This is a genomic window from Halomonas sp. LBP4, from assembly GCF_003202205.1.
Lineage (GTDB): Bacteria > Pseudomonadota > Gammaproteobacteria > Pseudomonadales > Halomonadaceae > Halomonas > Halomonas flagellata.
Genome location: NZ_PDOG01000002.1, coordinates 657,726 through 669,872 on the forward strand (window position 1 = coordinate 657,726; position 12,147 = coordinate 669,872).

At 68.2% G+C, this 12,147-nt stretch carries 10 protein-coding genes; 3 read left to right on the forward strand and 7 right to left on the reverse strand.

Annotated elements, in window-relative coordinates; genetic code table 11:
* Positions 1–10: 10 nt before the first annotated feature.
* The 3 genes from CR157_RS10090 (at position 11) to CR157_RS10100 (ending at position 2,899) form a co-directional block, all read left to right on the forward strand.
* Positions 11–925: a prenyltransferase gene (locus tag CR157_RS10090; protein WP_110283385.1), complete on the forward strand. Its 915-nt coding sequence runs from the start codon at positions 11–13 to the stop codon at positions 923–925.
* 163 nt (positions 926–1,088) lie between these two features.
* Complete coding sequence (locus tag CR157_RS10095; protein ID WP_181422025.1) at positions 1,089–2,576, forward strand: sensor domain-containing diguanylate cyclase; 1,488 nt, start codon at positions 1,089–1,091, stop codon at positions 2,574–2,576.
* A gap of 98 nt (positions 2,577–2,674) precedes the next feature.
* Positions 2,675–2,899, forward strand: a complete 225-nt coding sequence (locus CR157_RS10100; RefSeq protein ID WP_110283387.1) for a hypothetical protein — start codon at positions 2,675–2,677, stop codon at positions 2,897–2,899.
* A gap of 112 nt (positions 2,900–3,011) precedes the next feature.
* Here the strand turns inward: CR157_RS10100 and CR157_RS10105 are convergent, their stop codons facing one another.
* The 7 genes from CR157_RS10105 to CR157_RS10135 all read right to left on the reverse strand — a co-directional run bounded on the left by CR157_RS10105 (position 3,012) and on the right by CR157_RS10135 (position 12,095).
* The gene (locus tag CR157_RS10105) at positions 3,012–4,430 is read right to left on the reverse strand and encodes a PhoH family protein (protein WP_110283388.1); all 1,419 of its coding nucleotides are present in this window, start codon (positions 4,428–4,430) and stop codon (positions 3,012–3,014) included.
* Between the two features lie 231 nt (positions 4,431–4,661).
* Complete coding sequence (locus tag CR157_RS10110) at positions 4,662–5,681, reverse strand: patatin-like phospholipase family protein (protein WP_110283389.1); 1,020 nt, start codon at positions 5,679–5,681, stop codon at positions 4,662–4,664.
* Between the two features lie 62 nt (positions 5,682–5,743).
* A complete protein-coding gene (gene nirD, locus CR157_RS10115) occupies positions 5,744–6,145 on the reverse strand; it encodes a nitrite reductase small subunit NirD (protein ID WP_110283390.1) in 402 nt (133 codons plus the stop codon).
* 222 nt (positions 6,146–6,367) lie between these two features.
* Positions 6,368–8,887 carry a nitrite reductase large subunit NirB gene (gene nirB, locus CR157_RS10120; protein ID WP_110283391.1) on the reverse strand — a complete coding sequence of 840 codons (2,520 nt, stop codon included), beginning with the start codon at positions 8,885–8,887 and terminating at the stop codon, positions 6,368–6,370.
* Positions 8,884–10,188, reverse strand: a complete 1,305-nt coding sequence (locus tag CR157_RS10125; protein ID WP_110283392.1) for an NAD(P)/FAD-dependent oxidoreductase — start codon at positions 10,186–10,188, stop codon at positions 8,884–8,886. Before CR157_RS10125 ends, nirB begins: the two co-directional genes overlap by 4 nt.
* Before the next feature lie 205 nt (positions 10,189–10,393).
* Complete coding sequence (locus CR157_RS10130; RefSeq protein ID WP_110283393.1) at positions 10,394–11,470, reverse strand: CmpA/NrtA family ABC transporter substrate-binding protein; 1,077 nt, start codon at positions 11,468–11,470, stop codon at positions 10,394–10,396.
* Positions 11,471–11,495: 25 nt separating this feature from the next.
* Complete coding sequence (locus CR157_RS10135; RefSeq protein WP_110283394.1) at positions 11,496–12,095, reverse strand: ANTAR domain-containing response regulator; 600 nt, start codon at positions 12,093–12,095, stop codon at positions 11,496–11,498.
* Between the last annotated feature and the right edge of the window lie 52 nt (positions 12,096–12,147).

The window sequence follows — 12,147 nt, forward strand, 5'->3', positions numbered from 1 at the left end:
GACCCCCTCGATGGCCACGACCCTGCACGCCTGCTGGCGCAGCACCCGTCCCAACTTCCTGGTGCTGGCACCGCTCTGCGCCGGACTGGCGGTCACCAGCGCCTGGTTCGACGGCGCGACGCCCGCCGGGCTCGATATCCTGCTGGTGATGCTCGCCGCCGTGCTGGCCCACGCCGCGGTGAACCTGTTCAACGAGCATCACGACTTCGTCAGCGGCCTGGACATCACCACGACGCGTACCCCCTTCTCCGGTGGCAGCGGCGCACTGCCGGAAAATCCCGCGGCCGCCGGCGCGGTGAGGCGCTCGGCGCTGTCCTGCCTGGCCGGGGTGGTGGCGATCGGCGCCTGGTTCCTGTGGCGTGCCGGGCCGGTGATGCTCCTCCATGGCCTGATCGGCCTGGGGCTGGTGGTCGCCTACACCGGCTGGCTGACCCGACGCCCCTGGCTCTGCCTGCTGGCCCCCGGCGTGGGGTTCGGCACCCTGATGGTGGTGGGGGGACACCAGGCGCTCACCGGAGGCTTCTCGGTCACGGCGCTGGCCGCCTCGCTGGTGCCGATGCTGCTGGTCAGCGCCCTGTTGCTGGTCAACCAGTTGCCGGACATCGAGCCCGATCGACGTGCCGGACGTCATCACCTGGCCATCGTGCTGGGCGCACGCCCTGCGGCCCGCCTGGTGGCGGCCCTGCTGCTCGCGGGCTTTGCGGTGATCCCCCTGGGCTGGCTGGGGGGCTGGCTGCCTGTGCAGGCCTGGCTGATGTGGCTGGCGGCTCCCGCCATGCTGTGGCTGGTCAGGGGGCTGTGGCGCCTGCCGGCCGAGGTGGAGGCAGGCGAGTTCTCGTCGCTGGTGCCGCTGCTGGGACTGAACGTCGCGCTGCTGCTGGGCAGCCTGGGGCTGCTCAACCTGGGGCTGTGGCTCGCGGCCTGACGCTGCGGCCAGGGTCGTGTCGACAGTCGCACCGGGATGCCTCGCCACCGAAGTTGGGGTACTGTAGGTCGAGAAGGCCCATCAGAGGCCGGTCGTTTTCGTCTGCAGGAAAGCCCCGGGGTAGAGACGGCGCATGGATAGAGCCAGGGCAGGGCGTAGGGAAATGGGTAAGGATCGTCAGCGGGTGCGGCGTCGGTGGACGCGTGGCGCCACGGCGGTGCTCGCCCTGACGTTGATGGTCGGCGCCTCCGGTGCCTTGTTCGGCTTCTGGGCGGCACTGGGGCTCGCGGGGCTGGCGCTGGCCGTCACCCTGGTGGTGGTGCTGCGCCTCGAGGCTCGCTCCCGCCATCGGCGGCGAAGTGCCGAGGAGGGCCTCGCCGCCCGACTGCTGGCCGGCTTCCCCGGGGCGGTGATACTGGTCGACGCGGCGGGAGTGGTGGAGCAGCTCAACCCCGATTTCGAGCGCCATGCGGGCTACCCGCCCGACCAACTGCTCGGGCGGCGTGTCACCATCCTGGACGTCAAGCCGCTGCGTGGTGACCTGCAGCAGGCGTTGTCCTTCGCCACCACCCGCGGCCAGCCATGGCAAGGGGTGCTGGCCTGCCGCCGCGCCGATGGCGAGCGATGCTATCAGGACACCGTCGTGTTGCCGCTGCTCGAGGAGCCCGACGGCCGCCGACGGCTACTGCTCATCCTGCATGACGTCACCCGGACGCGCGAGCGCTACCTGCAGGACCAGGCGCTGCTCGAGCGGCTGCAGGGCACGGTGTCGCGGCTGCCCGCGGTGGTCTTCCAGACCCGCCAGGATGTCAGCGGCCGCATCGAGTTTCTCTACCTCAGCGAGGGGCTGCAGCGGCTCTGTGGCTTGAGCCCGGAAGCGGTGATGGCCGATGCCGATCGGCTGCTCATGCGGGTCCATCCCGAGGATCGCGATCAACTCACGGCGTCGATTGCCCAGTCGGCGGTGAGCCTGGAACCCTGGCGGATGGAATACCGGCTGATCGTGCCGGACGGCGTGTGCTGGCTGGAGGGCAGGGCATTGCCTCGGCGGCAGCGGGACGGCCAGACCCTCTGGGATGGCCTGCTGATCGACATCAGCGAACGCAAGAAGGCCGAGCAGCAGGTCCAGCGCCTGATTAGTACCGACATGCTCACCGGGGCGCTCAATCGGCGCGCCTTCTTCGAGCAGGGGGAAGCCGTGCTCGCGCTTGCCGAGCGTCATGGGCGTCGGATGCCGCTGGCGATGCTCGACCTGGATCACTTCAAGGAGCTCAATGACACCCATGGCCACGCGGCCGGCGATCTGGCGCTGCAGTCCTTCGCCATGAGTTGCCGCGACAGCCTGCGACCCTACGACCTCTTCGCCCGCATCGGTGGCGAAGAGTTTGCGGTGATGCTGATCGACAGCGAGCCCGACCAGGCACGGGAGATTCTCGAGCGGTTGCGCCAGGCGGTGGAGGCCATCGAACTGGAGGTGGATGGGGTGACGCTCCGCTTCACCGTGAGCCTCGGGATCACCGTCCTCGAGCCGGGCGGCAGCCTGGACGGGGCACTCTCCCGGGCCGATCAGGCGCTCTACCATGCCAAGCGCGAGGGTCGCAACCGCATCTGCGGCCCGGGGCCTGCCATTGCGTCCCACGGTGCAGGGTGACGCGGCCGGATCGGTGTGCATGCCTTGCAGGGCCCGGGATAACCCCCGAGACTGGACAAGAGGTCTTCGTTTCCCGCCGTTGCATGGAGGAGCCGAGCATGCCCGATCTTTCCACCGATTTCCGATTGCCGGTGGCCTGTCCCAACTGTGGCAGCCACCGCATGCGGGTCTCCCAGGTGAAGAATCCCGACGACAAGGTGTTCTGTGCCTCCTGCAAGCGCTACGTCTGCCTCTATCACGAGGCCGAGACCGTGCTGCAGCAGGGGCCGGGCAGCGATAGTGAAGCGTTGATCGAGAAGGCCGCCAACACCCCCTCCGGCTGACCCGACGGGATGTCGGCTCGTGTCGCGCCTGGCGGCGGTGGCCCTGTGGGGGCTGGCCTGACAACCGGATCGCAGGCGTCGCGATGTCAGGCCGGCCCCGGGGCTCTCTCGACTACAGCATCTCCTCTCCGGCCAGCGCCAGCCGCGAGCGCTCGACGCTCTTGAGGGTGACGTGACCGGCGTGGGGCCAGTCGCGGAAGCGCTGGACCACCGCCGCCATGCCGCAGGTGTTGGCGGTCAGGTAGGGGGTGTCGATCTGGCCGACATTGCCCAGGCAGACGATCTTGGTGTTCCGCCCGGCCCGGGTAACCAGCGACTTGAGCTGCTTGGGCGTGAAGTTCTGTGCCTCGTCGATGATCAGGAAGGTGTCGTTGAGGGTGCGGCCGCGCATGAACCCGGGGGCGCGGATCTGCACCCGAGAGCCGAGCAGCTGACGGGTGGCGCCGTTCTCCCAGCTGCTCCCGCCATCCTCGTCGCGCAGCAGGTTGTCCATGTTGTCGTGGAAGGCGCCCATCCAGGGCGACATCTTCTCCTCCTCGGTGCCGGGCAGGTAACCGATGTCCTCGCTCATGGAGATCGGTGCCCGGGTAAAGACGATGCGCTCGAAGCGCTTGCTGTCCAGGGTCTGCTGGAAGGCGGCGGCCAGGGTCATGAAGGTCTTGCCGGTACCGGCGCTGCCGGCGATGGTCACCAGGTCGATGTCATCGTCCATCAGCAGGTTGAGGGTGAAGTTCTGGCGGCTGTCGTGGGCGTGCACGCCCCACACGCTGGCCTTGTGCCGGTAGTTGGTAAGCAGCTGGAGCCGTGCGTGTTGAGGGGCGAGCTCGCGTACGATGGCCTCGAAGGCGGCGCCGTTGTCGTCGTCGGAGACCAGCATGCCCGCATGCCAGTCGCTCGGCATCCGGCCGGTCAGATGGTAGAAGGTGTGATGATCGATACGTTCCACCTCGACATCCACCTCGAGCGCCTCCCAGGGGCCGTTGCCGCCGCTGTCCGCATCGGGGTAGATCTGCACACCCTCGATCATGGTGTCGCTGTCGCTGAAGGCGCGGTCGGTCAGGTAGTCCTCCACCGGCACCCGCAGGGCTGCGGCCTTGACGCGCAGGTTGATGTCCTTGGTGACCAGGATCACCGAGGCGTCGGGGCGCTCGTCGCGCAGCCGGCAGGTCTCGGCCAGCAGACGGTTGTCGGGGCTGTCCTCCAGGTGGTCGAGGGTGAGGGTTTCCGGCTCGGGATAGCACAGGAAGCGCAGCCGCCCCAGTGACTCGCCGCCGGCGCGGGGAATGGGGATGCCACGCTGAATCTCGTCGAAGGAGACCTGGTTGGTCAGGTCGGAGAGGGTGCGGCTGACCTGGCGGGCGGTGCGGGCGATCTCGCGCAGGCCGTTCTTGTGCTTGTCGAGTTCCTCGAGGACGATCATGGGGATGACCACCTCGTGCTCCTCGAACTGGTAGATGGCAGCGGGGTCGTGGAGCAGGACATTGGTGTCCAGCACGTAGAGCCGCTTGGCTTTCTTGTCGAGTCGTACCATCGGGCAGCGCTCCTGAGTAGACGGCACTTTCGACACTGGCACTGACACCTGACCGTCATATGACAGCAGACTGGCCATCTTATGGCAGCATGGCTTCCCTGTGGCCAGTGTCACCTGCGTGGGCTGGGGCCTCCTCTGTGGCAATGTTATGAATCTTTGACCTTAGCATGCCGACTCCGCTCCCGGCCTACCGTCGAGGCCTTCAACGCTACGCCGATACGGGAGCCCGCCTCAGTGCAGGTAGACGCTCTCCACATCCAGGGTGGAGCGGTTGCCCAGATCGTCGAAGTGGGCGCCGAGCCAGCCCGCGGCGGCCTCCCGGCCGAGATCGCGCAGCCGGCAGAGGAAGGCCCACTCGGCGTTGAACTTGCTGGACACCGATAGCCCCTCCAGGGCCTCGTCGGCGCTGAGGCGGTGGAAGAGGGTGTCGCGATAGCAGCCGATGTCCACGTCGCCGTCGGCCAGCAGGCCCTGCAACATGGCCACCATGCGCACCTCCTTGATCAGCGAGGCGTTGAAGGTGATCTCGTTGAGGCGGTTCATGATCGCCGCGGCCGTGGTGGGCACTTCCTGGCGTTCGATGGGGTTGATCTGGACGATGAGGATATCGTTCGACTGGCACCGCTCCATCAGCGGCAAGAGGGCCGGGTTGCCCATGTAGCCGCCGTCCCAGTAGGCCTCGCCGTCGATCTCCACGGCCTGGAACAGGAACGGCAGGCAGGCCGAGGCCATGACGGCGTCGGCGCTCATCTCCTCGCGGGTGAAGATCCGCTGCTTGCCGCTGCGCACGTTGGTGGCGGCGACGAACAGCTTGAGGTCGGGGCAGCGGCGCACACGGTCGAAGTCGACCCGTTCGGCGAGGATGTCGCGGAGCGGATTGAAGTTCAGCGGGTTGAACTGGTAGGGCGAGACCAGCCGGCTCATCAGGTCCAGGGCGACGTAGCCCGGGGAGTGGTCCAGGCTCCAGTTGCCCGTCAGCATGTCCAGCGGCGTGCGCCGGACGGGGCTGGCCATGCCGGCCCGGCTCACCGCGGACCAGAAGTCGTGCAGGGCCTCGCGGGCCGTGGTCTCGTCGCCATGGGTCAGGGCATCGGCGATCACCACGCCGTTCATGGCGCCGGCGCTGGTGCCGCTGATGCCCTCGATCTCGATGCGCGGATCCTCGAGCAGGTGGTCGAGGACGCCCCAGGTGAAGGCGCCGTGGGCGCCGCCGCCCTGTAGCGCGAGATCGATACGCTTTCGCTCGCTCATCGTGGCTCCCTGCCCGCATGCCAGATACCCAGCATATCCCTCGCGGCAGGGAGCGGCCAACCTCAGGCCTTGATCATCACCTGATCATTCTTGAAGCTCACCGGCCAGGTGCGCAGGCACACGCTGTCATCTTCCAGGCACTGGCCGTCGGCGAGGCGGAAGTGCTGCTTGTAGATCGGCGAGGCGACGACGAGCTGGCCCTTCACGTCGCCGACGATGCCGCGGGCAATGACGTTGGCGCCCGAGAAGGGGTCGCGGTGTTCCAGGGCGTAGAGTTCCTGCTCGTGGCCGGGGAGCGCCGGCGTGTTCGGGCCGCATGGAATGTAGAAAAGGGCCACCTGGGCGGGGCCGTCGGCGGTTTCCACCCAGGCGGCGACGCCGGAGAAGGGCACCAGGTCGGCTCGGGTGCAGAGGGTTTGCCAGGTCTGGGTCATGGTGGTGGCTGCTGCGGTTGCGTTGGTCATGGAAAACTCCTTGTTCGGTCGGCGAGGCGAGTTGCCGTAGCTGGGAGGCCCTCTGGGGTCAGACTCCGGCGGCGGAGATGCCGCCTGTGAACTGCACGACGCTGACCTCGGTCGCTTGGTTGGGGTCTGACCCACAGGGGCGGTCTCGGCGCCTTCATCGGCGAGCCGTCACCATTCTTGGTCAGGCCCCGGAGGCCATGGGCGCGTGTCGGGCCTGGCTCATCACGCCGGGCGCAGCTGGCCGCGCTCTTCGGTCACGATGATGTCCGGGTCGGGGCGCGTGTCGTTGACGAAGCTGCGGAAGCGCTTGAGCTTCTCCGGGTCCTTGATGGCGTTGGCCCATTCGCACTCGTAGGTGTCGATGACGGCTTGCATCTGGCTTTCCAGTTCCTCGCCAAGGCCGAGGCTGTCGTCGAGGATCACCTCCTTGAGGTAGTCCAGGCCGCCCTCCAGGCTCTCGCGCCATACCGAGGTGCGTTGCAGGCGGTCGGCGGTGCGCACGTAGAACATCAGGAAGCGGTCGATGGTCCTGATCAGGGTCTCGTCGTCTAGGTCGGTGGCCAGCAGCTCGGCGTGGCGCGGACGCATGCCGCCGTTGCCGCAGACATAGAGGTTCCAGCCGTTCTCGGTGGCGATCACCCCCACGTCCTTGCTCTGGGCCTCGGCGCACTCCCGGGTGCAGCCGGAGACGGCGAACTTGATCTTGTGTGGCGAGCGCAGGCCCTTGTAGCGGTTCTCGAGGTGGATCGCCATGCCCACGCTGTCCTGCACGCCGTAGCGACACCAGGTGCTGCCGACGCAGGACTTCACCGTACGCAGCGACTTGCCGTAGGCGTGACCGGTCTCGAAGCCGGCCTCGATCAGCTCGCCCCAGATGTCCGGCAGATCCTCGAGGCGGGCACCGAACAGGTCGACGCGCTGGCCGCCGGTGATCTTGGTGTAGAGGCCGTACTTCTGGGCCACCTGGCCGAGCACCACCAGCTTGTCCGGGGTGATCTCGCCGCCGGGAATGCGCGGCACCACCGAGTAGGTGCCGTTCTTCTGCATGTTGGCCATGAAGGTGTCGTTGGTGTCCTGCAACGGGATGTGCGCCGCATCGGTGATCGGCTCGTTGAAGCAGGACGCCAGGATCGAGGCCACCGCCGGCTTGCAGATGTCGCAGCCGAGGCCCGTGCCATGTTTTGCCACCAGCTCGCCGAAGGTCTTGATGCCCTCGACGCGGACGATGTCGTAGAGCTCCTGGCGAGTATGGGCGAAGTGCTCGCAGATCGAGCGGTCGACCTCCACGCCGCGGCTCTCCAGCTCGTGATCGACCACGCTCTTGAGCAGTGCCGCACAGCCGCCGCAGCCGGTGCTGGCCTTCGTTTCGCCCTTGACCGCGGCGAGGTCCACGGCGCCGGCATCGATGGTGGCGCAGACGTCGCCCTTGGTGACGTTGTGGCACGAGCAGAGGGTCGCGGTGTCGGGCAGGGCGTCGGGGCCCAGCGCCGGCGCTCCTTCGCTGCTCGGCAGGATCAACGAGGCCGGGTCCTCGGGTAGCTCCATGCGGTTGGCGTAGTACTGCAGCAGGGTGTCGTAGACGCTGTTGTCGCCCACCAGCATGGCGCCGACCAGGCGCTTGCCGTCGCTGGAGACCACCAGCTTGCGGTACTGCTGCTTGAGCGGGTCGAGGTAGCGGAACATCCGCGCGCCGGGGGTGCGGTCGCCATGGGCATCGCCGATGGAGCCCACGTCGACGCCGAGCAGCTTGAGCTTGGTGCTCATGTCGGCACCGCGGAAGGTCTCGTCGTGGCTTTCTCCGGAAGAGGCGAGCAGGGTGGCGGCGGCGGCCTTGGCCATCTGGTAGCCGGGGGCCACCAGGCCGAAGATGCTGTTGTTCCACAGCGCCACCTCGCCGATGGCCAGGATCGCCGGGTCGCTGGTCAGGCAGCGATCATCGATCACCACGCCGCCACGCTCGCCCATCTCCAGGCTGCAGTCGCGAGCCAGCTCGTCGCGCGGACGGATGCCGGCGGAAAAGACGATCAGGTCGGTTTCCAGCACCTTGTCGTCCTGGAACACCATGCGGTGCCGGCCGGCCTCGCCATCCTCGATGCGCTGGGTGGCGCGCTCGGTGAGTACCTGGACGCCCAGCGACTCGATCTTCTCGCGCAGCAGTTCGCCGCCCTCGCTGTCGACCTGCATCGGCATCAGCCGCGGGGCGAACTCCACCACGGCGGTGTCGAGGTTCAACCCGCGCAGGGCATTGGCCGCCTCGAGGCCAAGCAGGCCGCCGCCCACCACCACGCCGGTGGTGGCCGTCTCGGCCGCTGCGCGGATGGCGTCCAGGTCCTCCAGGGTGCGGTAGACCAGGCAGCCGTCGCGATCGTTGCCGGGAATCGGCGGCACGAAGGGGTAGGAGCCGGTGGCCAGCACCAGTCGGTCGTACCGGTAGCGGCCCTGGGGGGTGACCACTTCGCCGCCGTCGCGGTCGATGGCGGTCACCGCCTCGTGCAGGCGCAGCTCGATGCCGTGCTCGGCGTAGTAGTCGGCGGTGGACAGGGCCAGCGAGTCGGCGTCGCGGCCGCTGAAGTACTCGGAGAGGTGCACCCGATCGTAGGCAAGGTGGCGCTCCTCGCCAAAGACGATGACGTGGTAGCGCTCGGTGGCCCCGCGTTCGACCAGTTGTTCGACCAGGTGGTGGCCGACCATGCCGTTACCGATGATGATCAGTTGCTGTTTGTCGGAATGGGGCGTGTTCATGCGGCCTCCTTCAGGGGGCTGTCCTGGGGTTCGGGGGAGTCGAGAAGCAACTGGGCATCGGCGGCGCCGAGCAGCAGGGCCTGACGGCAGGGGCCGAGATCGGTGCCGGCCAGGGAGCGTTCGAAGTACCAGGGGCCCATGGCGGTGTCGCCATAGAGCACGGCACCCTCGATGCGTCCGTCGCGTAGCAGCAGGCGGCGGTAGTCGCCCTGCTGGGGGTCGTGATAGGTGAGCACCTCATGGTCGGCGTCGGGTTCGGTGGGGCCGAAGGCGTAGAGCGAGACGCCGCTGACCTTGAGCTTGGTGGCGCAGGGCTTTTCCACATAGCCGTCGACCGCCTCGCCGGCCAGGTGGGCGGCGAGCACCTCCACCTGGCGCCAGATCGGCTCCACCAGCCCGTAGGTGGTGCCCTGGAACTCGCAGCACTCGCCGAGGGCGTGGATCGCCGGATCGGAGCTGGTGAGGGTCTCGTCGACGATCACCGCGCGATTGACCTCGAGCCCGGCGGTGCGTCCCAGCTCGGCGTTGGGCGCGATGCCGATCGCCACCACCACGCAGTCGGCGGCCAGTCGGCGGCCCCCCTCCAGGCACACGGCCGCCACGTGGCCGCTGCCGTCGTCCTCGAAGCCGGCGATATGACCCTCGGTGATCACCTCGAGACCCCGGGACTCGAGTTCACGCTGCAGCAGCGTGGCGGCGGTGACATCGAGCTGTCGGTTCATCAGGCGATCGTCACGCTGGATCAGGCTCACCGCGAGGCCACGCTTGCGCAGCCCCTCGGCGGCCTCGAGGCCGAGCAGGCCGCCCCCGATCACCACCGCCCGTCCGCCGTGCCCGGTGGCACGGGTTCGGCTGAACCGGATCAGCTCGGCGGCATCGTCGAGATCGCGGAAGGCGTGTACGCCGTCGAGGTCGAGGCCGGGAATCGGCGGCATGGCCGGGCGCGAGCCGGTGGCCAGCACCAGGCGATCGTAGTCGAGGGTGCGGCCGGCGTCGGTGGTCAGGCGCCGTGCCTGGCGGTCGATGTCGGTGACACGCTCGCCGAGCACCAGGGCGATGTCGTGTTCGGCGTACCAGTCCGCCCCGTTCAGGGTCAGGGCGTCGCGGGTCATTTCGCCGGCGAGCAGTGGCGAGAGCAGGATGCGGTTGTAGGCCGGTACCCGCTCGTCGCCGATCACGGTGATGCGCGGCGGGCGACCCGGCTGCTTGACCAGGGCCTCGACCAGCCGGTGGCCGGCCATGCCGTTGCCGACGATTACCAGGTGTTCGGTTGCCGGCGAATCGGGATGTCGATGGCGCATGTCCTGACACCTCTCTTGATGCGGAAATGACGAAACGAAAGAAGACGCCTCGGCGCCGCCTCCCCTCTCGGGGAGTGCACAGAGACGTCTTCGTCGTGATATGTCGTGCGATCGCCATTGATCGCCGTGTGCCATACCCCATCAAGAATCCGGCCAGGATGCCGTAATTATCAGTTTTCTTGCGCTTTATCAGAGGCTTGGTAGGTTACGGAAGGGGTGGCCGGGAATCCCGTCCGGCGGGTGGTGCACATCCGTGGTGCGTGGCCGCATCGAAATGCACAGGGCTGTAGCACTCTTCCAGGGTGCGCAGATCCAGCGTCCGGCCGTGGTCGCGCATGTGCCGGCCGATGTGCTCGGCGAAGCGGCCCGCTGCCGCGGCCGTGGGCCGTAGCACCCCCTCGCCGTACAGGCGCTGGTGGATCGGCGCGCCGTCCAGCGCCAGGCCGTCGAGGTGGCAGATCGAGTGGTCGAGGTAGGGTGGCAGGGCGAGCCAGTCATGGGCCTGGCGGCGCTGCTCGGGGGACTCGGCGAGCCAGCTGCTGGCCCGCTCCAGGGCGCGGATCAGTGCCGCCTGGGTAGCCGGGTAGCGCCGGGCCCAGGCGCCGGTCACGCCGAGCACCTTCTCCGGGTGATCGGGCCACAGCTGGGCGCCGGTGGCGATCGGCCGCCCCGCGCCGCGGTGGCGGGCCAGGGTCCCCCAGGGCTCGCCGGCGCAGAAGCCGTCGATGCGCCCCTCCTGCAGCGCCTCCACCATGCGGGGCGGCGGCAGGGCGATCAGCTCCACGTCGCGTTCGGCATCGATGCCCGCCAGCGAGAGCCATTCGCGCAGCAGGTAGTGCTGGCAGGAGAAGGGGTAGACCATGGCCAGGCGGGGGCGGCATTCGCCCGCTTGCCGACGCAGCCAGTCGGCAAGCGCCCGGGCGCTCGCCGCGGGGTCCTCGCCGAGTGTCGCGCCGCTCTCGCGGCATAGCGTCTCGGAGAGCGTGAGGGTATTGCCGTTGCGGCCCAGGATGATCGGTGCCCGGACATCGCAGGGCGCCCGGCCCAGCCCCAGGCTCATGGCCAGTGGCAGGGGCGCCAGCATCTGGGCGCCGTCGAGCAGGCCGGCGGCGACCTTGTCACGCAGGGTCGACCAGGCGTTCTCCCTCGACAGCGAGACGTCCAGGCCCTGCTCGGCGAAGAAGCCCCGCTCCCGGGCGATGATCAGCAGGGCGGCGTCCAGCAGGGGCATGAAGCCCAGCGACAGGCGTTCCAGTTCGGGGGGTGTGGCCGTCGTGCTCATGGTTGCCTCTTTCATGACAGGGGCCCTACTCGGAAGATCGAGAGTTCAGGCGTTCGAGAATGTCGATGACGCTGTCGGCGACCTCGGCCAGACGCTGGCCGCGATCCATGGCCAGCTTGCGCAGCATGCGGTAGGCCTGCTCCTCGTCGCAGTCCTGATGCTTCATCAGCAGGCCCTTGGCGCGCTCGATGCGTTTGCGGTCGGCCAGCTGGTTACGCGCCTTGTCGAGTTCCTGGCGCATGGACTGGAAGGCGTCGAAACGGGCGATGGCGACCTCGATGATGGCCTTGACCCGGCCGGGCACCAGGCCGTCGACCACATAGGCGCTGACACCCGACTGCAGCGCCGCCTGCATGGTGTCGGGGTCGTGCTGGTCGGCGAAGAACACCACCGGACGCGGATTCTCGCGATTGAGCAGGGCCATGCTCTCCAGGGTGTCCCGGTCGGGGGATTCCATGTCGATGATCACCACGTCGGGCTGGTGGCGGGCGACCATCGCGTTGAGGCTCGCCGGGCTCTGCAGGCGGCAGATGACCGTATGGCCCTCGCGGGTGAGGGCCTCCTCGACCATGGCGGCGCGCACGACCTCGTCGTCGACCAGCAGGATATTCAGGGGTGGTGGCATGGCAGTGTCGCTCGTCGTGTTGCGTGCGTTTACTACTCTGTTGTGCAAGATG